The 25,830-nt window shown below is 74.0% G+C and carries 2 protein-coding genes; one reads left to right on the top strand and one right to left on the bottom strand.

Translation table 11 applies throughout. The annotated features are described in order from the left end of the window. Nucleotides 1-34: 34 nt before the first annotated feature. A complete protein-coding gene (locus tag MMF94_RS04180; protein WP_241034895.1) occupies nucleotides 35-23,866 on the bottom strand; it encodes a LysM peptidoglycan-binding domain-containing protein in 23,832 nt (7,943 codons plus the stop codon). On the opposite strand from MMF94_RS04180, the gene MMF94_RS04185 reads away from it, so the two are divergent. After that, complete coding sequence (locus MMF94_RS04185) at nucleotides 23,793-25,238, top strand: hypothetical protein (RefSeq protein ID WP_241034896.1); 1,446 nt, start codon at nucleotides 23,793-23,795, stop codon at nucleotides 25,236-25,238. The genes MMF94_RS04180 and MMF94_RS04185 overlap by 74 nt on opposite strands. The last annotated feature ends 592 nt before the right edge of the window (nucleotides 25,239-25,830 follow it).

Consider the following 25,830-nt stretch of genomic DNA (forward strand, 5'->3'; position numbering starts at 1 on the left):
CGGGTGATCAGCTCGATGGGTCCGGATGGGGCGATCAAGGCGACCGGAGGTCGGCAGGGATCACGAAGCGGAACAGCCGTGTCGAGCCGCCGTACTGCCGTTCCGGGCGCAACAAGAGGCTCAGCTCGGGCGACGCGGTGCCGCTCAGCACCTTGGTGGCCTGCCAGCGGACCCCCGCCAGCTGCGGGGAGTCGGTGTGCCGGCCCCAGGTGACGTTGCGGACCGCCAGGTAGACGAGCTCGGGGTCCGTGGGCCAGACCCCGGCCCGCTCGGTGAGGACCCGCAGAGAACGCAGATCGACCTCGATCTCCCACCGGTGCGGACCGCCTGCTTCGCGTTCGGCCTTCCGAAGGGCCTGGGACAGCGAGCGACGCTGTCTCCAGGTCAGGCTCTTGTCCCCGGCGACCAGCTGCCGCAGCCCGGCCAGCGCACCGTCGTACTCCGAGCGCAGGTCGACCTCGGAAAGCGTGGGAACCCGCGCTTCCTCGATGGCGGCCGCGTGGAACTCCGCGGCGTAGCGCAGTGCCAGCTCGCGCCACTCCGGCAGCTGCGCGAACCGACTGCTGATCTCGGCGCGGACCTGCTCGTAGGTCCACACCAGCAACACCCGCGCCGGCGGGTTGCGCACCGCCAGCTCGCTCAACTCGGCCTCGGCGCGGGCGGTCAGCCAGCCGGGCCGGGCCCTCCACCGCTCGCCCCGACGATCCGGACCGTCCACGAGCCGCTCGGCCAGCACCGCGAGCACGTGCGCCTGTGCCGGCCGGAAGCCGGCGGCCGGGGCGAGCGCGGCCTTGACGACCTCGTGCAGCAGCCCGACCTCGTCACGCGCGAAGACCTCACGCACCCCGTCACGCTCGGCGTGCCCGGCGTCGGCGGCCGAGCCGAGAATCGTGTCGACCAGCCTGCCGGAAGGCATGTCGGCCAACGAGTACAGCCGCGTCGGTGCGACCTCGCGCCAGCGCTCACCCATCGGCTCTCGGCGCAACAAGCGCAGGGTCGCCTGCACCATCTCGCGCAGCAGTCCGGCCTGCTCCGCAGCCGACGCCGGTGGCCTGGTCCGGTTCAGCCGCTGTTCCAACCGATCGGCCAGCTCCCGGCGGGCGACCATGGTCATCTCGTCGCCGGTCAACAGCGAACCGGTGAACCACGCGTCGATCTCGCTACCGTGTGGCTTGCGCAACCCTGCCGACGGACGCCGAGCCGTGACCGGCCGGACGAACCATTCGCCGGCGATCGGGGCGGCGTCCGCGTCGTGCCGCGGCCCGGTGTGTTCGGGGTGCTCACCGAGGTGGAACTCGACCTCGTGGGTAAGCAGCCGATCCCACCACCGCTGCACACCGTCCGGGTCCACCGCGTACCGCGCCGCGATCTGCGTGGCCGTCGACCGGGTGATCACCACGGCACCGCGCTCGGCCCAGCCGAACGCGACCACATCCGGTGCCGGGAACTCGCCGTCCCGGACCAGAACCGACACTCCTGGCGGAGCCCGAGGCATGGCCGGGGTCAGCTCCTCCAGGGGCGTCATCCGTTCGTCGGACGCCCGCAACGCCTCGACCACCTGCTCGCGCTGGGAGTCGGTCAGTGGGTGACGCGCCACCGCCCCGCCGCCCTGGCCGGCATCAGGAACGCCGGCTGCCCGGAGGAACGCCTCGATCACGACGGCGCCCACCGCGGCCTGGATCGGTGTCCGGATCCGCTTGTGGCGGATTCGAGCGTGGTAGAGGCCGGCCACCCGTTCGACGAGTGCACCCTCGTCGTCCCGTGTGCGGGTGATCAGGGGGCCACCCGAGTTGCCGGGGCCCGCCCACGGCCCGACGAAGAACAGATCGAACTTGCGGGCGGGTCCCATCGGCACGGCAGGCGGCCTGGCCGTCAGACCTGCACCGATCACCAGGTGCTGAGCCTCGGTGCGGAGGTTGTCGACACCACCCGCGGACGAGCGGGCGGGAAGCTGCCGCCTCGGGAAGCCGATCAACGTCACCCGGGGGTCCCTGCCGTCACGGTCGAGATCCGGTGCCGCGAGCCGGCGGGACCCGGCAATGTGGACGATCGCCAGGTCCAGCACGTCGGCCGCCTGCACCAACTCCGCGTCGGTCAGGGCGCCTGCCGCACCGCTGGCCCGCAGCTCGGCGGCGATCGCGTCGGCTGCCGGCCGACGGCCCACGCTGCCGGGTACGGACCGCACTCCGGCGGGTGTGGAGAGCTCGACCCGCAGCTGCTCCGCGTCGGCGACGACATGCCGGTTGGTGAGCACGACTCCGGTGCGGCCGTCGGAGGACCAGAGCACCCCCGAGCCGACGTGCTCGTACCCGTCCGAGGCGTGGATCACGATCCGGACGACCCGCGACAGGATGCCCGGCGCCACCCCGAGTTCCGGCGCCAGCCACGCCGGCCGCCCGTACGCGTCGACTACCGGCCGGAAGGCCGGCACCGGGAAGCCGGCGGGGTCGCGGTACAGGTCGCTCAAGGGCGTCAGGTCCGGCAGCGGCGCGGCGTCCTGGATCACCGACTCCGCCAGGCCGGGCTCCGAAAGGTGCAGCAGCTCGTGGTCGAACAGGGCGCGCCGGGCGTCGAGGTCGAGCACGTCGGCCCGCAGGGCGGCCAGTACCCGGGCGTCGGTGTAGAGCCAGCCGTCACGGGAGGCCCAGACCACCAGACCGCCACGGATACCCACGGCCTGGGTGGCCTCGATCAGCCCGTCCAGCGCGCGCAGGCCGTTCGCGGGGTTCCGCAGGAAGATCTGGCCGGTGAACCCGCTGATCCGCACGAGATCCGGATCTCCTGCCGCGAGCTCCTCGACCACCGGCAGACCGTCGATGCGGTGTTCGATCGTCACGTGGTCGTCGGCGCCGAGGCTGCCGTGCGAGATCAGTGAGGGCCCGCCGGTCATCGTGCGGATCGGGCGGCGCGCTGCGTCGTACTCGGCGGCGAGCGCGGCGGCGTGGGTGTCGTGGCGCTGCCCGGTGTGTTCATCGCCGTCGATGTGGAAGTCCAGCTCGTGGCGCAGCAGCCGAGCCCACCAGTCGCCGAACGCCGGATCGGCCGCGATCAACCGCTCCGCGACGCGCGCAACCCGCGCCGGGACGGCGATCACGCCGTCAGGGGCGTGCTCGGCGTCGCGCCGGCCGAACGCGATCAGCGACCCGCCGTCGCCCAGGTCGTCCTCGACGATCCGCACCAGCGCCACGCCCTCTGGCGGGCCCCGCGCCAGATGCGGGAACTCCTCACCGGACAGCGGACGCCCACCCCGCAGCGCGACCGGCAACCGCGCGATCACCTCACCGCGGGCCCGGCTGTCCATCCCACCGGCCGCCACCGGGCCGCCGCCGCTCTGACGGCCGGGAGCGGCACCGATGCCGTAGAGCGCGAAGGCGTGGTGCAGCGCCTCGACGATCCCCTCGTTCTGGGCGTCGGTGTTGCCGGCGTTGTAGTGACCGCTGTGGGCCGTGACCCGCTCGACGACGACTCGGCCCTGATCCAGTGCCAGCCACGCGGTGAAGGCCAGCTGCACATCGTGCCCGGCAGCCGCCACGGCATGGCTGAACTCCGGGTCCTGCCCGCCGGGGTCGGGCAGGGTGGCCGGGACGATCCATATCCTGCCGCCGAGGTCGACCACGCCCTTGACCTCCGGTTGAACCCGGACGATGGCAGCGGCACCGACGCTGTCGAGCCGCGTGCGGACGACGTCGTACTCACCGGCCAGCCGTACCTCGACCGGATAGTTCTCCGGCCGCAGGTTCGGCCGGGGGGTAGTGATCCCGATCAGTCGACCGGCTGTGTGTCCCGTAGCGGGGCCGCTCAGCGGCACCGCGCCCGCTCGGGCAGCGGCGGCGACAGCGGGGTCGTCCGCCCACGCCGCGGCCAGCACGCGCCACTCCGAATGGTCGGCGAACAGGTCGTTCAGCCGTCGCCGGGTCGCCTCGTCAACCGGCAGCGTCATCCGATCGCCGGACACCGCGCGCCGGGCCAGTGCCGCGATCACACGTGCCTGGGCGGGGCTGAAGCCCCACCAAGGAGCGAAGACCTCCTCGACCAGCGCCGGGAGCACCTGCACCGGGTCCGAGGCGACGATGTGCAGCGCGTCGCCCACCCACTGGTGACCGCCGGGCGCGCCCCGGTGGACGGCCACCGGGGGAGGACGCGGCCAGGCCGGGTCCCAGTCGCCGCGAAGGATCCTCGCCGCGTCGATCAGCCAGACGTCCATCAGCAGCGCCTGGCGGTCGAACCCGTCCGGCAGCTCGGCCAGCACCGCCTCCAGCCGGTCGGCCCACTGTGTCCGTTCGTGCTGCGACAGCTCCGCCGGGGGCGTCGAGGCCTGCACACCGGCCGGCACACCGAGCGACGCGGACGGCGGAGTGGACGTCGTGCCGACCGCAGGCGGCACGTTCGGCATCGCGGCGACGGTGAGGTCGTCGAGGCCGCCGGCGAGGCGGGCGGCGTCGGAGAGGTATGTCACGGCCTCGGTGGCGTCCGTGTACGCGTTGGTGTCGAGCTTGGCGGCAAGGTCACCCGGCGTGGGCAGGTAGCGCCAGAGGCCGTCGGTGGCCAGCACGAGCAGGCCCGCGACGCTGGGCCGGAATGTGGTGACGGTCGGCCCCGGCCGGCGGTCGCCGGCCACCCAGCCGGTCATGGTCCCGCCGCTCGTGACAGGTCCGGGCCGGCTGTCGTCGCTGGTCAGCTGTGCACCGGACAGCGCGGTGGCCTCCGGGAGGTAGTACGCCCGGGAGGTGCCGACGTGGATGATCGTGATCGTGCCGTCCGTGCCGTGGTAGGCGGCCACGTACGCCACGGCTCCGTGTCCCGTCTCGGGTGTGAACGCCTCGACCAGTGCCGCTGCGCCGGCGTCGTGGGCGGCACGCAGCGTCTCCTCAGGGCTGCGGCCTGCACGGTCGGGCCGAACGATCTCGTCGTGGAACGCGATCGCGAACCGGTTGGCGGCGGTCGTCGAGTCGGGGTAGCTGAAGACGCCGTCGACCACCGCTGCGACGCGGTCGCCGTTCGGCAGGGTCACGATCGTGGCCGCGTCCTGGTTGGTGCGGTTGCCCCGGCCGCGGAGGGTGGCCGCGGCCACGCCGATGCCGCCGCGGATCTCGTCCCCGTAGGGGTGCTCGGCGAAGTCGCGATCCGGGATCACCGGCGAGTGGCCCACCGCCGGCGCGGGCTTCTCCCGGAAGAGGTCCGGGTGCTCGGTGCGCAGGCGCTTGGCCGCCTTCCGGGCGCTGTCCATCACCGACCAGCCGCCGGCCGTCCGGAAGAGCCTGGTCTCCCAGGCGTAGTCCTCGTCGATCTCGTAGCGCGCCAGCGACAGCCGTGCCTCGTCCAGCACCCTCTCGCGCGCCGGGCCGGAGTGGAGGCCGTTCAGCCTCTTGCGGAACGCGTCGAGCTCCTTGGTGATCTCGCGCAACCAGTGCTCGGCGGCGGGCGGGAGCGGGTCGGCGCCAGGAGCGAGCGCCCGGTGTGCCTCGGCGGCACGCAGCGTCCGGTCGATCTGGTGCGGGTAGGACCCCACGGCGTCGAGCCGGGCGGCGGCGTCCTTGCGGGCCTCGGCGAGCGCGGTGTGGGTCACGACCTGGGTGCCACGGGCGGCGTGCAGCAACATGATCGCCTCGTTCGGTAGCGATCCGTCCCGCTGGTCGGCGAGCAGCCAGCTCGCACGCAGTACGCGGAAGTACAGGCGGTCGGTGGGGTCCGTCGCCCGCAACAACGCCTGCAGCCGGTGGCGTTGCCTGCCGGGAACCACCGCATGACGCCAGCGCGCCTCGAGCACGTCGCCGATGCGGGTGACGAACCGGACGGGGGCGGCGGGGTGGTCGGCCGGGAGCGGCCAGTCGCGCCGGCCCGCGGAGTGCCGGAGCAGGTAGATCATCCCGGTCAGGCGACGCCGCCAGATGCCGACGTCGTCGATCCATCCGTCGCGCGAGCGGCGGAACGCCAGGTCACCGTTGTGCAGGATCTCGCGCAGTGCGCTGTAGGCGTCCTTCTCGGCCTGTGTGAGCCCAGCCGGCCCGAGCAGTTCCCCGGTGAGCGGGGCGAGCTCGGCGCCCCCCGGCAGTACCAGCGGGTTGGCACGCACCGCGTGGCGCAGCCGGGGGCCGGCGTCCTTCCACAGCGTGGCCAGCGCCGGATCGGCGCGGTATCCACGCGCCGGATCACCCTGCAGCGCGTTCAGCTCGGTCAGCGCGGCCAGAGCTTCGTCCCAGCCGGTACCGCCGTACTGCGCGACGAGCCGGGCAGCGGTGACCGGACCACGGCGGCCGGCGATCATCAGGAGTCGCTCCAGCAGGGTCGCGGGCGCCGCGTTCGGGGCGGTGCTGGCCGTGGCGGTGGCCATCGCGTCCCTCCAGCGCCGCTTGTTCCACTTCCGGTGCGTGGTGCTCAGCTCGACCTCGACACCCACCAAGGCCGCCGAGCGCAGCAGCCGCATGGCGGCGGCCAGCTCGCGCTGTTCGCGCAGCCGCTGCACGGTCGCGCCGGCCTCCCGAGCGGCAAGCGCCCGCTGCTCGGTGTCGGCGGTCTCGGCGGCGCTACGGCTGCGCTGGTCAGCCAGCTGGGCGACTGCTTCCAGCGGCTCCCTTCGGGGCGTGGACAAGCCCTGCAGCTCGAACCTCAGCGCGCGCAGGGCCGCCCGCGCGCGCCGGAGGTTGCGATGCTTCGGCTGCCCGTCGTTCAGGTAGTACTGCTTGATCACCTCCAGCAACGCCCGACGTGGCCCGGCGAGGTACTCCGCCCGCAGCCGGCTCCGCTCCGTGACCGCCTCGGCCAGAAGCTCGGTCCAGATTCGGCTCGCTGCAGGCGGTGTGGCCATGCCTGCCTCCGCCAGGAGCGCCTGGCTGAACATGCGCTGGAACGTGACGATCCGGGCGTCATCGGTACGGCCGTCCCGGCGCAGCTGATCGGCGACCCGGTCGAGCGCGGCGGGATCGGCAGCCAGCACCGGTGCCACCAGCTTGATCGTCTCGACGTGGTGCTCACGCCGCCGTGCGGCCGCACCCCGTTCCACGCCGAGGGCCCGGCGGATCTTCGTGGTCTCGGGCAGCGGCTCCCACTCGTCGAGCGGCAGGTGGATCTCCGCCGAGATCCGCTCCCACACCCGCTCCGCCAGTCGTTCTGCCAGGTCACGGTCCAGTGCCCCGTTCAGACCGAACCGCTCGAGCAGCGCGTCGAGATCCTTGCGGTAGTCGGCGGCCCGCTTGTGGAGCCGGTTGCGCCACGGCCACCACATCGGGCGGCTCGGGGAACGCAGCTCGCGCGAGCCGCGGTAGCCGTAATATCCGGCGCGGTACTCGTCGGGGTCCCGGATGAGCTTCCCGATCGCCCAGACGGTCACCGCCGCCACGGCGAAGCGGGTGAGCAGCGCAGCGAGCGAGTCGTGGGTGTCCACCCACGTCTTGCTCACCCAGGACAGGTTGATCGCGATCGCGGCCAGCCCCGCGAGCACCGGATCCATGGCCTTGCGGAACAGCAACCGGGTGTCCACCGGGGAGAAGTTCTTGTAGTCGAGCCAGCGGTAGAACAAGCGGCGCTGCCGGTCCCCGCTGCCCGTCGACTCGGCGGAGTTCTTCTGCTCCTGCTTCGCCTTGCGCTTCGCCTTCGGCGCCCTGAAGCGCCCGACCCAGTCGTTGACGTACTCCGCGATCACGGTGGGCGCCGCGTAGACGAGGATCGCCACCGCAACCGCGTTGACCAGGTCGGCCAGCGCCCCCGGCGCCACACCGCCCGCCAACCTGCTGACCACGAACGCCACGGCGGCCGACAGGGCACCGGTGACGACCGACTTGATCACCCTGGTACGGCCCAAGTCCTTCTGCTGCGCGATCGCGCCCGCGATCCCCGCCCCGATGGCCATCGCGACCGGGACCAGCCACCACGGCAGGGTGGTCGACGCGAACGCCTTCGTGAGGCCGAGCCCGGCGCTGGCCACGTACGCGAGCACCGCCGAGACGGAGGCCGCGCGCCGCGGGCGTGTCTGCATGCCCGAGCCCTGGTTGGCGTACTGCCGCCGCAGCACGTACCGGTAGACCAGGCCGGCCGAGACCAGCGGCACCAGCAGTGCCTTGATCCCGCTCAGTCCGGGCTGCTGCGAGAACACCGGCCACAGCACCGACCAGGCGTGCTCGACCAGGCCCCACACCGTGGGCCCGGCCATCCCTGCGGCCAACCCGCCGGCCAGCCACACCCCGATGCGCACGCCGTGGGTGCGCATCCCGCGGGTGAACGCCCGCCACGGCGGTCCTCGGGTCTGCCGCGGCGTCCATACCGCTCGGACGGCCGCGATGAGCCCTGCCGCGGCCACGACCAGCCCGATCGGGCCGGTCACGGCGCCGGCCCCGACGACCCCGAGCTGCACGTCGCCCCAGAGGCCCACGCCCGCTCCGATGCCGAGTCCGGCCACTCCGGCCAGTCGCGGCCGGTGCCGCTCGGCCACCGGAACGTCGAGGCCGAGCCCGGTCCGGAGCCGGTTCCGGTATCCGGCCCAGCCCCGGCCCCGCGCGGCACGGTCGAGCCGGCGATCGGCGCGCGCCCGCGTCACCCCGGCGTCGGCCACGATCCACCCGGCTCTGTCCCGAGCGCCGCTCAGCGCTCGCCCCGCCGCCTGGTGGGCGGCCCGGGCGCCCGCGAGGCCCGGGAAGGCCTCGGCGAAGGCAGCCCCGACCGCCGCAACGGCCTGCTCGAAGTGGACGCCCGAGGCAGGCTTCCCCGGCGGCGGGCCGACCTGGGTGGCGTCCAACCCGCGGGCTCGCGCCACCAGCCGCCGCGCGGTCTTCTCCGGCAGGCCGAGCGCCTTTCCGAGGCGCTGGACCAGCTGTGCGTCGGGCTGCCCGGCCGGGTTGACGTCCACCAGCCACCCGATCCAGCCGAGCTGCTCGGTGGTCAGCTTCCGCTCCGCCGCCCGCTGTTCGCGATGCAGCAACCGTGCGGTGCTGCCGGCCACGGCACGCAGCTGCGCCACCGCACGGACCTGCGAGCGCAGCACGCGCGCAGCGCGCCACCGGTCCACCCCTCGCTGCCCGACCCTGCGCGTAGCGCCGAGAACGGCGTCCCCGGCGACACCCATGGCGTGACGGGCGGCTCGCCAACCGGCGACGATCCGGGCGCGGACCGCTCTCGCCGCGTCCCGCAGCGTCGGCGGGTGGGCCTGCAGCTCCGTGACCTGTACGCGATTCAGGCCGGTCGCCCGGCGTACCGGACCGGCCCGGACTCCGGCGTTGCGGGCGGCGACGGCCGCGGCCCTGGTCTGCTCGTCGTACCGGATACGAGCGGTGGCCACCTGCCGGGCCGCCCCGTCCAGCGGAGCGAGCGCCTCGCTCAGCGCGCTGGAGCGCCGCGTCACCGCGTTCCGTGCCGCGTCGAACAGCTGCTCGGGCGACAGGCCCGTGTCGGCCACCGCCTGCTCCAGCGCAGGAGGCAGGGAGACCTGTTCGGCGAGTGCCGGGTCCGCCAGCCTCGCGCGCACCCGCACGGCGCCGGCGCCCAGGGCGTCGGCCAGGCCTTCGACGATCTCGTCGTCGGTGCGGCCCAGGCCACGCAGCCGCTCCGCGAGAACCGGCACCCAGCCCAGCCGCTCGCCGAGCTCCTGCTCGTGCCGGCGGACCACCTCCTGCAGGAGGGCCTCGGCCTGTTCGGCGCGCACCAGCGGTACACGCGCGTCGGCCACCTTCTCGCGCAGCTGCTTGGTGGCCTTGCGCTGACCCGGCCACCAGACCATCCCCGCCGCCAGCACGCCCGGCTCGACGACGCCGTAGCGGACGGCGGCCAGGGAGGCCACCAGCCCCCCGGTCAGGAGCACGACCGTCCACATGCGCCGACCCGGGAAGAACCCGTTCCGCCAGGGCGGGCCCCGCGAGCGCGGCTGCGGTCCGGCCTTGCGCGGCCCGGACGCCCGCGACTCGGCGACACCGTTCGAACCGGCAGGTGGGGCCGACCGCCGCTCAGGTCCACCGGCCAACGGGTTCGGGCCGCCGGTACCGGACCCCGGCCCGCCGCCGGAGGCCGACGGACCCGAACCGGGCCCTCGGTCGTCGCCCACGATCTCGCGGACGCGCTGAGCGCTCAGGCCGCTGATCGCAGCGATGCGGTCGGGGCGCAGCCCGTCTCCGGCCGCTGCGCGAACCGCCGCCTCCAGCGTCGCCAGCCGCTCGGCCTCCCGCTCGACCAGCGCGCGGCCGGCCTGATCGACCCGCCCGGCCGCGTCACGCAGCCGCGCCTCCGCCGTCGCCAGCTCGGCGGCCAGTCGCTCCTGACGCTCCTGGAACGTCCCAGCCGGCTCGCCCAGCCCGGTCGCACCGGACGGCGCGGTGGCGTCCACGGCGAACAGCCGCACCTCCGCCGGGTCGATCCCCGACATCCGGGCGACAGCCTCGTCCCGCGCCGCGGCCGACCACCGATCGGCGAGTGCCGATCCAGGACCGTCGTAGAGCCATCGCACTCCGCTCCGCTGCAGCCGTGCCAGGTCGGTGTCGGCCGAGGCCACTCCCGCCCGCGCCACGCCCAGCCCGGATCGGGCGTCCGCGACCGGGTCGTCCAGCCCCGACATGACCGAGCGCAAGGTGCGAGCGGCCGCCCACCGCCTGCGCGTCGCGGCGATCGTCTCCCGCCGCTCACGCACGACGTCCGTGACCCGACCACGCGCATCGCGCAGCCCACCCGGCACCTGGGCAGCCCATGCCCTGACCCGGCTCGACTCCCACAGGGCCGTCAGCGCGGCGTGCCACCCGCGGACCGCGGCGCCAACCGCCTGCCACCGCTCACGCGCGAAGCCCGTGATCCGGCCAGGCGCGTCACGCAGCCCGGCCGGCACCCGCGCAACCCACGCCCCGACCCGGCTGGAGTGCCAGCGACCCGTCAACGCCGCAGGCCGGCCGCGGATGGTGCTCCAGTGTCTCTGCACCGCCCGCACACCGAAGAACGCGGCGACCGCGCTGAGCACGATCAGCCCACCGATGCGCACCGTCGTCCACGGCAGGCCCGGGCCCGGCGGCGCCCGCGGCGTCCCGACCGTGGTCGGGGTCGCGCTGGGCGTCGGGCTCGTGCTCGGTGTCGGGGTCGCGCTGGGCGCGGGCGTGGGGGTACCGCTCGGCCTGCCGATGTCACCGGGCTTGCTCGCAGCCGATGAGCCGGGGGCGACGAACCGCTCGCCGACGTCGATGTGATCGCGGCCGGCGACAGTGGCGAATCGCGTGCCCTGCGCGTCCGCCAGCGCGTCCGGCCCGATACCCCACCGCGCGGCGATCACCGTGAGGTTCTCGCCCCGCTGCACCGTCCACGTCCCGTTCCAGACTGCGGGAATCCGCAGCCGCTCACCGGGCTCGATGTCGTCGCGGCTGGCAGCGGTCGGGAAGCGTCCGCTGTTCGCCGCGGCCAGCGTGTCCTCGGACACGCCGAGGCCGGCCGCCAGCCGGGACAGCACGTCGCGTCGCTGAACCGTCAGTGCCTGGGGCACGGTCAGCGACGCGACAGGGGTACCGACCGCGGTGGCCGTGTCGGCCGACGCGGCCGCGGCGACACCCGCGACCAGCGGGGCGGCGATGGCCACCACGACCGCTGCGTGCACCGCGACACGGACCAGACGACTCGTCAGGCCGGTGGTGCGCTCAACGGAGACCGAAGCCGTGATGCCTCGGGCCGCGAACAGCACCGCACCCGCCGTCGCACCGGCCATGACAGCCGGCGTCGTGGCACCGGCTCCGGCCAGGGCCGGGACGCCGGTGAGCAGCGCGGCCGACAGCCCCGCTGCCGCCGCGACCATCCGGGCCACCGCAGGCGGGCCCCGGATCCTCAGCGCCTGCGGGACGAGGTGCAGCACCGCCGCGCTGACCGCCGCCGCCCCGAGCCCGGCGGTCATCACCGCCGCCGCGCCGGACGTGCCGAGGATCGCGACGCCTCCGCCGAGCAGGCTGAGCACGGTCGCTCCCGCGCCCCACGCGAACACGGCGCGGTTGCGGTTCGCGGTGTCCTCCCAAGCCGCGTTGCGCGGCGGCTGCGTGGCCCGCCAGGCGGCCTTCATCGTCGTGGGCAACCCGGCCAGCAGCTCGGCTCGCGTGGCGCTGCCCCACGGCAGGCCGTGGCGGGCGGCGAAGCGGGCGAGGACCTTGTCGCCCAGCTCGCCGGCCAGCCCCGCTGTCATCATCGTCATGAGGGCAGCGCGGTCGCCCGCGGCGACGAACCGCTGCAGATCCCCGGCCACCGCGGCGGGCGCCCGGTGCAGGAGCCGGCGGCCCAACCGCTGCGCCCACACCGCATCTCGCACCTGCACGGACGTGTAGCCACGCTCCCGGTAGCGCTCCACCTGCGCGAGCTGCCTGCGCCCACCGCGGCTGCTCTCGGCGATCGTCCGGTGCATGTCACCGTAGCCACGAGCCACGGCCGCGAAGTCCTGCAGGCCAGGCGGCGCGCCGAACGTGGTCAGCCACGACGTCGTGTCACGTTCGGCGACCAGCTCGGCGCGCTGCCGCTCGAGATCCCCCCGCCGCGCCTGCACGGCTGCCCGCTCCTCGCGCATCTGCGCGAGCTCGGCCACCGCCTGCTCGGCCTGGTGCTGCCAACTCACCTCGGGCCGCCTGCCGCGATCGGCCGCGGTCCCCCGACCGGTGGGCAGGCCCGCCTTGGCCCGGATCACGGCGGTCTCGCGCTCGAACGTCCGGATCCTCCGGTCCAGGGACTGCTGCAGCCCGCCGAGATCGGCGATCGCACCGGAGAGCTCGCCGAGCTGCTGCTGATGACGCGCGGCGTCGGCCGCCGCGTACCACGCCTCTGCGCGCTGGGCGGGCGTGTACGTCGCCCACTCGGCCGCGCTGATCTCGCCAGGCCGGCGAGTCTCGGCGACCGAGAGGTTCTGCCCGAACAACCGGATGTGGGCCCTGCCGTCGACATCCTGCAGTCGCCGGTCCCACACCGGGACCGGTCCCGTGCTGACGGTCGGGGCGACGGGCGCGGACGGCAGTGGGACGGCCGGTGACGGCTGCGCGGATCCCGGGTCTCCTGGCGCCGCCGGCCGGTCCGGAGACGACTGCCGGTCGGCCGCCGGGCGCGCACCTACACCGTCGGGTCCGAGCTCCGTCGCGGCTCGGGCACCGGCCGCCACGGGATCCGCGCGCGGCACGTCGAGCACCGTGTCGGCGACCGGCCGGACGCCGGTCGTGCCGTCCGCGGCGGTCGTGGGGCGCGAAGCCCGGTCGAGCACGCCGGCAGTCGGGTTGCCGGTCTCCGTCGTACGCGGCGCCGGGGCTTCGGTCCGAGCGCGTGCCGGTCCGAGAGGCCCGTCGGACGCGGATCTGGCAGCGGTTGCGGCGTCGACCGCGACGTGCGGCGATCTCACCTGCGGCACGTGGGCCGCTGCTCCCTGCGTGTGCGGGATCAGCGAGTAGCCGACCACGGCACTCGTCATGACGACCTTGACGAAGAGCTCCTTCGCCACGGCCTTCACGTTGTGCCAGCGCACCTGTCGCACGCCCGCGGTCGGTGCTTCGGGCAGGCTTTCGCCCATCTCCGCCGGCGCCTTGCGCACCGGCGGGTCCACCCCAGCGCGGCCCGCGGCACCGAGCGGCAGGTCCAGGTCGATCAGCCCCGGCGTGTCGAGCGCGGCGCGCTCCCCCGCCAGCTGGTGTCGTAGCCCGTCCAGCTGTGTCTCGAGCGCCTCGATGCGTGCTCCGGCTGCGGCCGTCGCACTGCGGTCGCCCAACGCGGCCTGGATCTCCGACAGCCGGGCCTCGACCGCCGCCATGCGCTGCGCACGGCTCGCCTCTCGCTGGGGCGAGACCTCGACACGCCGCACGGTGACGCCGGGGGCGACCTCGACCGGCGGTCCGACCTCACGGTGGTGCAGGCCGGGAACGTCGGTCGCGCCCAACCCGCGGGCGTCCGTCGGTTGCCGCAGCCGGTCGAGCTCGGCCTGGAGCCGGACTCGCTCGGCGTTCAGCTGCCGGTTCGTCGCGACGTCCTGTCGGACGGCCTCCCCCTGCTCCGTGCGCGCATCCCGCAGCTGGGACTCCACGTCGGTGACGCGTCGCTGGAGCGCCTCGACGCGCGCGCTGCTCCGCTCGGGGCGCGCCACGATCTCGATCGTGACCCGCGAGCCACCCGGCGTCTCGAGGGTGTACCTGGTCCCCGGAGGGGGCAGGTTCAGCTCGCCCGCGGTGGGGTCGGGCATGGTCTGATGCCCGTCCCGGGTCGGAACGGGTGACGTCTCCTGCGGCTGCAGGCGCGGGCCGCCGCTCGTGCCCGGTTGCGCTGGGAGCGGATCCGGGCCGCCGCCGGAGCCTTGTGGTCGAGCTCCGCCGGCCCGCTCGCCGGTGGGTACCGCCGGCGACACCGGCTGGCTCTGGTTGGTCCCGGGCCCGCGCGGGGGCGGCTCCTGACCAGGCCGCTGGCTCTGGCTCCGCGAGGCTCCTGTGAGGTCGGCGGACCGGTCGGCACCGCCTCGGGAAACAGTGCCGTCGCGGGTCGGCGCAGCGCGGGGCCCGTGGGCGGCGCTCATCTCGCCGGTCTGCGCCGTCCGGGCACCGGCCCGGTAGGTGCCCGCCGGCAGCGTCCCGCTGGCACCCCGGTACGAGGCGGCGACGTCATCGGCCAGCGGGGAGAGGTCGGGCAGCGAGTACAGGTCCTCGTTCGCGCGTCCACGGGAGCTGAGCCCGTCGGTCTGGTGGCGAACCAGCTCGGCCAGCGCGTCAGGCGCCAGTCGCCCGTCCCGCAACGCACCCATGACCTGGGCGTCGACGTAGATGCGGCCGCCGCGGCCGAACATCACACCGTCCGGCGCCCCACCGTTCGCGGTGACGTCGCGGTTGAGGCCCTCGACCACGCACACGCCGCGGCAACCCGCCCGGCTGATCTCCCGGGCCGATACCCCGCTCAGCTCGGCGAGCTGCGCAGGCGTCAGCTCCGCGATCGGCGTGCTGCGTGCGAGGACCTGGTCGGTGGCGGCCCGTTGTGCGAGCGAGACGTCCGCCCCGGACAGGAGGGCCGGCCTGCCGCGACCCATCCCGCCGCGCAGGACCTGCTCCTTGAGGACGACGTCGTGCGCCTTGGCAATCCGGTTCTGCCGGATCCTGTCGGCCATCCCGCGGCCCACGACACGGTCGAGCGAGGTCGGGCGCCCGGCCGCGGTCGGCAGATCGATGCCACGCGCAGCGAGCGACGCGTTCTGACGGGCCACCTCCACGTCCCTCGGGCTTGCGACGCGACCGAACGGCAGGCCGAGGGTGCTGTGGGCACGCATGGTGCTCAGCAAGCCCGGGATGCGCACGGGATGGGCCGCGGTGACGCGCTCCCTGACGGAGCCGATGTGGACAGTGCGACCGAAGATCCCGCCCTGCTGGATCACACTGCCGGCGCGGGCCGAGGTCGAAAGCGCGCTCCCGACGCGTCCGAGCGTGCTCGCCCCGGCCATGTGGTAGATCCCGGCGGCGGGCCGCCCGTTCTCGACGGCCGCCACGCCGCGGGCCCGCAGGGCGGCGGAACCGGCGGCCGCAGCCCGTGCAGCCGGTGCGATCGCGCCCTTCGAGACCCCGCCGACAAGAGCCCGTCCGGCCGCGAAGTTCAGCTTGTAGGGGGCGAATGCGATGTTGCCCGTCGCGTTGGCAACCCGGAACGCCCTACTGGCGGCAAGGTCGAGGGTGGGCGCGGCACGTGCGGCCATGCCGCGCGCGGAGGTCACCGCACCACGCAGCCCGGTGGTCGCGGCCGTGGTGGCGGCGACCGCGCCGCCGGCCTTGGCCCCCATCGAGACGGCCTTGACGACCACACCGGCCCCGAGGGCGGCCAGCGACACGGTGCCGACGTCCTCCAGCGTCGTCGACACCGGGGCGAAGTAGTAGTCGTCCCCGAGCCTGTCCCAGTCACCGCCGTCGTCCAGCCAGCGGTCGTAGAAGTTGACCGCACCCTGGGCGATCCCGCCGGTGAACGGCCGGTGCTCCGCATACCCGCCGAGACCGTCACCCCATTCCTCCACGGTGACCCAGCTCTTCACCTCGGTCCCGACCGAGGTGACCAGCCCGGGCACCGCGTGCACGACGACCGAGCCGCCGTCACGGCCCAGGTTCTTGAAGAACCCTCCGACGGACTTCTTCGCATCCACATCCAGGACGCCGTACTTGCCGCCCAGCTCCTCGACCCACGCCTCGCCGCACGGCGATGCGTTCGAGCACTGCGTGCTCTCCTCCCGGCCCGGCGCCTTGGAGTGCAGGTTGAGGGTGCCGCCGTCCTCGACCTCGCCCCCGGACCGGGCCGTCTTCGGGGAAGCGAACCCGAAGCACAACCCGCTGTCGGAGGAGTGGCAGTCCGAGAGGGTGTCGCGGTTGGAGTCGACGTGCGTGCGGAACTCCCCGGAGCAGGTGCCGTTCGAGTCGGTGCAGAACCCGGACGCCACCGCCTGACCCTGCCGCTCCTGATCGCCACCCGCGGCGAACGCGCTCACGCTCAACGAGCAGGTACCGGCTTTCGTCGTCCCGCAGCTCTTGTCCGACGCGGCGTTGTTCTTGCCGGACTCGTGATCCGCCGATGCCTTCCCCGAGTACGAGCAGCTGACTCCCTCGGCGCCCTCACACGAAGAGATCACGTCGACCTTGTGCTGCTCGGCGTCCACCGTCACGCTCGCCACCGTCGAGCACTCACCGGAGCCGGCCGCACCGTCGGAGCAGGTGGCGCGGACCGTGCCGCTCAGCCCGCCGTCGTCACCCGGGGCCTCTCGCGTCCCGCCTGCCGAGGAGCTGTAGCTGCACGCCGCAGCGCCACCGTCCGCACCGCTGGCCTCGCACCCTGCGCCGGACGCCACCTGCTCCGGGACGGTCGTCGGGCGCGGCTGGAAACATCCACTCGGGCTGGTGCACTTCGGGGGGTACTTCGTGTACTCGGCCTGGTACTTGGCCACCGACACCGCGGAGCAGCTCCCGCCCCCGCCCGGCTGCACGCAGTCGGACTTGCCGGTCCCGGTCACCTTGCCGTCCGGCGACTGCGCCCACGCCTCGGTGTGGGTCTCCGAACGCGAGCACACCCCGCCGTCCGCAACAGAGCAGTCGGTGAACGCCTCGACCCGCCCGGTCTCGGCGTTGTAGGCCACCGACCCGGTCAGCGAGCACGTCCCACCGGCGCCGGCGCAGTCGGCGACGGCGCGGCCGGTGTGCTTCGCGTCCTCGCCCTGCTGCGTCACCTCGCCCGAGACGTGCGCCTCCTGGGTGCACCCCGCACCCTTCGGGTAGCAGCTGGTCTCCACGTTCACCCGCGCCGAGACGAGAACCTGCTTGCCGTCCTTGCCCTGCTCATACTTCGCAGGGACGTACTTGAACACGCCGGAGACCGAGCACACACCCGAGGTCTTCGCACAGTCGGCGCGGCCGTTGCCCGACACCTCGCCGGCCGTCGGACCGTTGGGCGTGGCCTGCCCCGGTCCGGACACCTGACCCGTGAAGTGCGACTCGGACTTCGTGCACGTGCTCGCGCCGCCCCCCGCGCAGTCGGCGTAGGCGTCGATCCGCCCTGTCTCCTGGTTGAACGCACCGCCGACGACCGTGGAGCACCAGCCGGTCGTGCCGGCGCACTGCGACGTCGCGGTGCCGGTGATCTTCCCGTCGGGAGAGGCGATCTTCGCGTCCGCTCGCGAGGTCTGCGTACACGACCCGCCGCCCTCGGTCTCGCAGCCCGTGCCGATCACCAGCGTCGGCGGGACCGGGTTGCCCTTCGCGTCCCTGCTCGCCGGCTCGTACTTCGCCACTCCCGCGATGCCACAGGAGCCGACCCCGCCCGAGCAGCGCACCTGGCCCTTCCCGGTCAGCTCCCCGTTCGGCGACGCCGCATCGATGTCGATGTTCGCGTAGCGGCTGCAGGAGCCGCCCTTGGTCGCGCAGTACGACGTCAGCTCGAGCTTGCCCGTCTTCGGGTCGTAGTGAGCCGTCGAACCGGTGCCACAGAACCCACCCGCCGCGCCCCCGCCGGAACAGTTCCCGCCCGAGTCACCGCTGATCCCCGGTCCCGACGCCGAGGACGCCGACCGCGTCGCATAGTGCGTGGAGCACGCCCCGGTACCCGAACACCCCGCCTGCGCCGTCGCGTGCTCGGCGTCGACCTCCACCGTGGCGTACGAGCCACAGGACCCACCCGAACCACCGCCCGAGCAGTTCGCCCACGCCTCGCCGTGCTGCCCACCCACCGTCTTCGACGCCTCGGCGTGGCTCGAGTAGGACACCGAACAGTTCGCCGCGCCCGAACAGCCCGCCGACGCGTTCGCGTAGCCCTTCCCCGCGCGGGCCTGCGCCCACACCGACAGCCCGCCGCCACCTGGGCCCGAACCGCCGCCCGAACCGCTCGCCGAGGCGTGCGCCCAGCTGCGGTGCGTGCCGTCGTCGTAGGACGCCGAGCCCGACGCACTGGCCGAGTACGAGTAGCGGCAGTTTGCCGCGCCCGAACAGGACGCGCCCGCCGACGCGTACCCCGGGCCTGCCGACGCCTGCGCCGACACCGCCACCCCACCGCCGCCCTGGCCCCCGCCGCCGGACCCCGACGCGCTCGCGTACGCACGGTTGCTTCCGTACGCCGCCGACGCCGACGCCGACGCACTGTAGGAATGACGGCAGTTCGCCGCGCCCGCACACGACGCGCTCGCCGACGCGTACCCCGGGCCCGCCGACGCCTGCGCCGACACCGCCACCCCACCGCCGCCCTGGCCGCCACCGCCCGAGCCGGACGCACTCGCGCTCGCCCGGTTGCCGCCGTACGCGGCCGACGCGGACGCCCGCGCGCCGTAGGAGTGGCTGCAGCTGACGCCGGCGCTGCCGGTGCAGGACGCCGAGGCCTGCGCGCTGCCGGGCCGCACCGACACCGCAGCGCTGGTCGCGACGTACCCGCCCCCGACCGTCCCCGAGCCCGACCCGGACGCACGCGCACGCGCACTCGCGCCGCCCGCGGCGCCGGAGGCAGAGCTGCTCGCCCGGTAGCTGTGGGTGCAGTTCGAGCCCGCGCTGCCCTGGCACGCCGCTGCGGCGATCGCCCCGCCGGCGTCGGTCTGCGCCGAGGCGCTGGTGGCGCACCATCCGCTGCCGGCCCCGCCCGTGCCGCCGCAGCGGGCGGCCGCCGCGGCCCGGTTCCCGGCGGTCCGGCTGCTCGCGCTGCTCGTCGAGGAGTAGCTCTGCCGGCAGGTCGAGCCATCGCCGCCCTGGCACGCGGCGGAGGCCTCCGACCCCTCAGCGGTGGCGCCCACCCCGCCGGCGCCCGTGCACCGACCGCCTGCCCCGGCCGTGCAGTCGGTTCGGGAGGTGGCCTTGGTGGTGCCGCCCGGCGCGGCCGCCTGGGCGCTGCCCTCGGTGTGGGTGCGGCACGCGATGCCGGTGCAGTCGGCGCTGACCTGGGCAGCGCGGTCTGCGGCGTTCCCGCTGGTGCCGGCCTGGCAGACGCCTGCCGCGGCGCAGGTCGCGGTCGACGATCCGCGCACTGCCGGGCCACCGACGGCCGTGGTCGCGCTCGACGCGCGGGTCGCACAGCCGGTCGCGGTGCCGTCGTCGCAGGCCGCGGTGATCGAGGCGGACGTGACGGCGAACCGCTCGCCCGCCTTCGCGCCCGGCGCGGTGGTCGAGGTCTCGGTGGTTGCCAGGATCTGCGCCTGGCACGCGGTGCTGCCGTCGCAGCGGGTCTCGCCGATGGCGGTGCTACGGCTCTGCCGGCCGTTCGGACCGGCGACGGCCGTCGTGGTCCCGGACGCGAAACCGGTGCAGCCGGCCTCCGGGCAGACGATCTGCGAAGCGGCCTGACCGGCACCCGAGACGCCCGGGATCGGCTTCGCCTTGTTGCCCGTGCCGGTGGTCCGGCCGGAGTCGCGCTGAGCGGACGCGGTCGCGTCGCTCGCCACCGCACAGCCGCTCTCGGCGGCAGCGCAGCCCGCGGTCGTCTGCGTACGTCCCGGCGTGCCGTCCGTGCCGCCGGTCGTGACCGCGGCACATCCGATACCGGCGCACTGTGCGCTCGCGCCCGACTGCGACAGGGTCGCCGGCGCATCCGTGACCGGCCGTGCGGCCAGGTCGGCGGCCTCGGTGGCGGCCTGGCGTGCCTGCGTCGCTGCCTGGGCAGCGTCGGTGGCGGCCTTCTTCTGCTCGGCGGTGGCATTCGCTCGGCTCACGACACGCGCGGCGTCGGCGGCTGCCTGTTCCGCCTGCTCGGCCTCGGCGGCCAACTGCTCGGCGGTGGTGTTCTGCTTCTCCGCGACGATGTCGGCCACGACCTGGCCGGACCCCGCGGAGGAGTCGGTCTGGACATGGCAGCCGCTCTGGTCACTCGTGCAGCTGCTGCTGGAGCTGGTGGTGCCGGTCGCCGGAGGACCGCGCGCCCCGCCGGCCCCGTTCAGCGTGTTCGGGCCGTCGATACCCGACGCGGACGTCCGCGCGGTGCCGGTGCAGGTGCTCCCGCTGCCGGCGCAGTCCATGGTGGCCGATGCCATCGTCCAGCTCGACGCGCCCGGCACGGTCGGGCCGCCGGAGTTCGCGCTCGATCCCGGCGCCACCGGTGCCGGCAGCGTCGCCGGTTGGTCCTGCCCGTCCGGCCCGCCCTGCTGCCGGTCATCCTGCTGCTGGTCTGCAGACCGGCTCGACCCGTCGGACGGGCCGATGCTGCCCTCGCTGACCGTGGCGTTCGCGGTGGAGCGGGCATGCACCAGCGGCGCGATGATGTTGGCGTCCGGGCCGGAGGAAGCGCCCGAGTTCGTCACCGCCTGGCAGACGCCACCGGCGACGCCCTCGCAGGTGCCCTCGCTGTGCGAGCCGCGGGGGCCCGGCGACACCGCCGGATCGGTCGCGGTGGCCTTGCTGGTCACCTTCCCGTCGCAGCGGGTCTCACCCTCACAGGTCAGCGCCGCACCGGCGGCCGACGCCGCGGACGGTCCCGGGGTCAGTCTCGAGGTGTTGACGGGCTTCGGGTCGCCGTTCGCGTCCACCTGCGGTTGGTCACCGGCCAGCGCCAGCGCGGCACCGGCCCCGGTCGAGGCAGTCGACACCGACCGCACATCACAGCCGCCGGTGCCGCCGTCGCAGGTCGCGCTACCGGTCGAGACGCGCGGCGCTCCGCCGTTGACGGCACCGTCCCAGGCCTCGGTGCGGGTGTTCACCACACCCGAGCACCCCGCGTCCGCACACTGCAGGCTCGCGCTCGACGACGCAGTGGAGCTCGGGCCACTGGCCGGCTGTCCCGCGACCGGCTTCCCGGTCTCGGGGTCGACCACCACGAAGTCCGGGGCGGAGGACGCGGCCGACGTGGCCTCGCCGGCACAGCCGCCACCCGTCACGGTGCAGTCCGTGGTCGCGCGGGTGCCGCGGGCCTGCGGGGACACCGCCGTGTCGCGGGCGCTCGTCGAGCTCGACGCCGTGCCGCCGCAGGTGCCGTCCGCGCCGTCGCAGCGCACCTGCGCCGACGCGTGGGAGACGCTCACGGGGCCGGACGCCGCGGTCACACCCTCGGCGGCATCGGCCGGGTCGCGGTCGGCGACCGTCGTGTCCGTAGCAGTGGAGCAGTTCCCGCCCGCGCCGTGCACCGTGCAGTTGGTGGTGGCCGTGCTGTCCCGCACGCCGACCACGTCGCCCGAGGCGGCTCCGGTCGTCGTGCTGGTGGCGGCACCGCGGCACTCGGCGACGGCGCAGTCTGCCTGCGCCCCGGCCGTGCTGGACGCCGCCAGCTCCCGCCCGGGCGCGCCGTCCGCGGCGGCATGCACACCGTCGGTGCGTGCGACGGTGTCGGTGACCTCGGAGGCCGACTCGGCACCACAGATGCCGGCCGTGGTCTCGCACGTCGAGGAGCCGCTCGTGGTCCGCACTGCCGGCTTCGCGCCGGCAGCCGCCGCGCCGGTGACCTTGCCGTTGGTCGTCGTGGCGGCCTTGCCCGTGCAAGCCGTGGCATCGCCGCAGTCGACGTTCGCACTCGCCGTGCTGCTCGCGAAGCCGTCGCCGTCGGTCGTGACGCTCGGCGCGTCGCCGTCGAAAGAGGCCGGCCGGACGTCGCCCTGCCGGTCGGTGCTGCTGCCGACCCGTGTGCCGCTGTCGGCACGGCAGTCGCCGCCGGCCGCCTCACAGGTGGCCGCGCCGTTGCTCGCGCGCTCGGCGCCGGCCGTCAGTCCCTTCGCGCTGCCGGTGGTGGCGGCCCGCCCGTTCCCGCTACAGCCGGCGCCATCGCAGTCGACCTCGACGGCCGCAGTGCTCGCACCGCCCGCATCCCGCTTCCCGGCGGTGTCGCCGTGGCCCGAGCCGGACTCCGCCGAGCAGCCCCCGCCCGTCACGGTGCAGTTCGCGGTGCCGGTGGTGGTCGCCTCCGGCGCGGCAGGCTTGGTCGCGGCCGTCGCGGTGCCGGTCTCGGCGCGCTCGGTGTCGGCCCGGTCGGTCGCGCTGGTGGTGGAGGTCGCGCGGCCGGTGCAGCCGGTCGCCCCGTCGGCGCAGCGGGTCTCGGCGCGCGCCTGTGCACCGTCGTCCGACCGGCGGTCGCCGACGTTCACGGAGCTGGACGTCCCGCAGCCCGCGGCAGCCGCCTCGCAGTGCGCGGTGCTGCTCGCCCGGCGAGCGTCCTCGCCCTTCACCGTGTTGCCCTGTGCCGCCGTGTTGTCCTGAGCCTCCACTGTGGAGGCGAGCCGGGCGTCCGCCCGGTCGGTCGCCGCACCGGAACTGGAGGTGTCACACGCCCCGGCGCCGGTCGTGCACCCTGCCTCGGCCCCGCCGGAGTCGGCGTAGGTGTTCGTGTCGCACCGACCCGTGCACGAGGCCGCCGCCGCGGTCTTCTCCCGTTTCACCGTCGCCGGCGCGTCCACATCCTCGTGGGACGGCCCGCTGCTCTCCCCCTGGCAGGCCCCGGCGCCGGTCCGGCAGGCGGTCGCAGACCCCTCCGGCGTCGCGCGGCTGCTCTGCCCACACTCGGACACGTCACCCGTGCAGCGCGCGGAGGCGGTGTTGACAGTGCCGTCCTCGGCACGGCTCGACGTGCTGCTGCCGCAGCCCTGGTCGGCACCGGAGAGGGTGCAGGAGGCCGAGCCCTTGGACTCACCCGACGAGGTCGTCACCCCACAGCCGGACGACACCCCGGCCAACGCGACACACCGATCGGAGTCCTTGGCACCGTCGGCGCTCTTACTCACCGAGCCGCACTCGACGAACGCCCCACTCGATCCGCACCCCGCTGCCGAGCCCTCACCACGCACACGGCTCGGCGCCGAATCCGACACATCGTTATCGGTCGCAGCCATCAACTCGTCGGTGGCCTCGTACACCTCATCGCGCTGCGCCTCGACCTTCGCGACGTTCTGCGCATGCGCCTTCTTCGTCACCGTCCCCGCGGCGACCTTCTTCTCCTCCGCCGCCAACTGCTTCTCGGAAGCAGTCAGCGCACGATGCCCATCAACAACCTCATCAACCAGCTCAACCCGATCCGGCGAAAGCTCCGCGCGATCCGCAGCGACCTGCTTCACCAGATCCTGATGCTTCTTCTCATCCTTCGCGTACGCGGCCTTGGTCACCTCACCCGAAGCAACCTTCTTCTTCTCGGCCGCCAACCGCTCCTTGCTCTGATCCACCTTGATCCGGCCCTCGAGCACCCGCTCGGTCTGCTCCGCCGAATCGTCGTACTCCTGCCGCTCGCCGAGCCGGCCCGCCGAATACCGGTCGTCGGTCTCATCCGAAGGAGGAGCACGCGAACCCACCGCCGACGACACACCCGACCGCAACAACGCCGCCTCGGTGCAACCCCGAGCGCGCCCTGCCGCACACCCCGCGGGCGACGGCTCAGCACCCCGAACCACACCCGCGGCCTTCCCCGCCGCTGCCGTCTTCGCCGCCGCAGCCGTCTTGGCCGCCGCCGTCGTGGCCGCCGCCGCTGTCTTGGCCGCCGCCGCGGTCTTCGCCGCCGCGGTCTTCGCCACAACCGCTGTCTTTCCCGACGCGGCCGTCTTGCCCGCGGCGACCGGCTCACCGGTTGCGGCCGGCTTACCCGTCGCCGCGGTCTTAGCCGCCGCCGTCTTCGCCCCCGCGACCGTCTCAGCCACCGCGGCCGTCTTCGCTGCCGCCGCCGTCTTGGCCATAGCGGCTGTCTTCCCCACCGCCGCGGTCTTCGCCGCGGCCGCGGTCTTCCCCGCAGCCGGCTTACCCGTCGCCGCGGTCTTAGCCGCCGCCGTCTTCGCCCCCGCGACCATCTCAGCCACCGCAGCCGTCTTCGCCGCCGCCCCTGTCTTAGCCGCCGCCGTCTTACCCGCGGTTAGGGTCGCCGCCCCCACGCCCGTCTTCGCCCCCGCCCGCGGCGCCGCAGCACCGGCCGCGACACGATCCGCCGCCGCACTCTTGACGGTCGCCGCCGCGGCACCGGATCGGGTGAGCTCTGCGACTGCTCCCTTCACAGCCTTGGCCGCGGCCGGGCCATCGATCGCCTTACCCGCCGCAGCCCCGACACGCTTCGCCAGACCGTCCAGCTCTTGCCGCGCGGTGGCCGAACCCTTTTCGCCCGGCTTCACAGAGGCCTTTCCACTCTGCGTGGCCGAGGTCGTACCCACCGGCTTCCCGACGGTCGTCGTCTCCACCGCCTTCTTCGGCGTCACCTTCCCCGCCGCCGCGATTGTCGACGCTGTCTGCTTGGGCGCCGCCTTCTTCTCTACGGCGCCCACGTTCTCGACCCGCAGATTCGTCGCCCGGGGAGCATCGCTCGAACCCGAGGCACCATCCCGCCCACCCGGCTTCCGCTCCGACGCGGAGTTCTTCGGGGCCGGCTTCGAATCCGACTTCGACTTCGACGCAGCCTTGGGGGCCGACTTCGACTTGGGAGCCGCCTTCGGCTCAACCTTCTCGCCGCCGGACTTCTTCTCCGACTTCGACTCCACCTTCGGCGCCGACTTCGACTTCGGAGACGCTTTCGACTCCGACGCCGGGGTCACCTTCGCCGTCGGCGCCGGCTTCGTCTTGGGCGCCGGCTTCTCGCCGCCGGAATCCTTCTCCGACTTCGACTCCGCCGTCGGGGCCGGCTTCGAGTCCGACTTCGTCTTGGGCGCCGACTTCGAGTCGGACTTCGGCTCTGCCTTCGTCTTGGGAGCCGGCTTCGAATCGACCTTCCTGGAACTGGACTTCTCGGACGTCGACCCGGACTTCGAGCTCGACGACTTCGCACTCGACGACTTTGAACCGGATTGCTTCTCGGACTTGCTCTCCGACTTCCCCGTCGACTTCCCGGAACCAGAGGAGCCCGAAGAACCAGAACCACTACCACCCGCAGATTTGCTGTTACCTCCCTTCGCCACAACCTGCTGAGCAGCCACCGGAACCACCACCGCCGCGGACGCAGGCGACGCCATCAAGAACGCCGCCCCCACCCACAGCACCACCACCGCACCGGCCAGACCCACCAGCCAACGCAGCACCCACAACAACCGCTCCACCGGCGAGAGCCGCAACCGCACAGGCGCAGGGGCACGCACAGCGAGGCCCACGGCCCCACCATCGCGCACCGACACCACACCCATGACCAACGACTCCTGACGTCACCGACGAGACAGCCACACAGACACCCGCACCAGCGGGCACATGGCCGAGAAAGGGAAGACACACGAAAAACCCGCACCGAGGGGACCGCACGTCGCGCCCGAGGCAGCGACCCGCGAACAACCCCTCACCACCACTCCGACGCTGGGTCCGGCCCGTCGCGAGACGTCAGCAACCGGCAGGAACCCCGTGAAGTGATCGACAAGGACGATGTCGCCTCGAGGTGAACAGCAGGGGGCCGCCCGGCTGCCATCACGGTGACACGATGATGACCATCCGGTGCCGGATCCATCGGCCCGCCCTACCGACCAACCCATCGTCGGCGCCCCAGCCGGCCGGTGCGGCCGGCGAACGCAGCCAT

This window comes from Pseudonocardia alaniniphila, assembly GCF_022524485.1.
GTDB lineage: Bacteria > Actinomycetota > Actinomycetes > Mycobacteriales > Pseudonocardiaceae > Pseudonocardia > Pseudonocardia alaniniphila.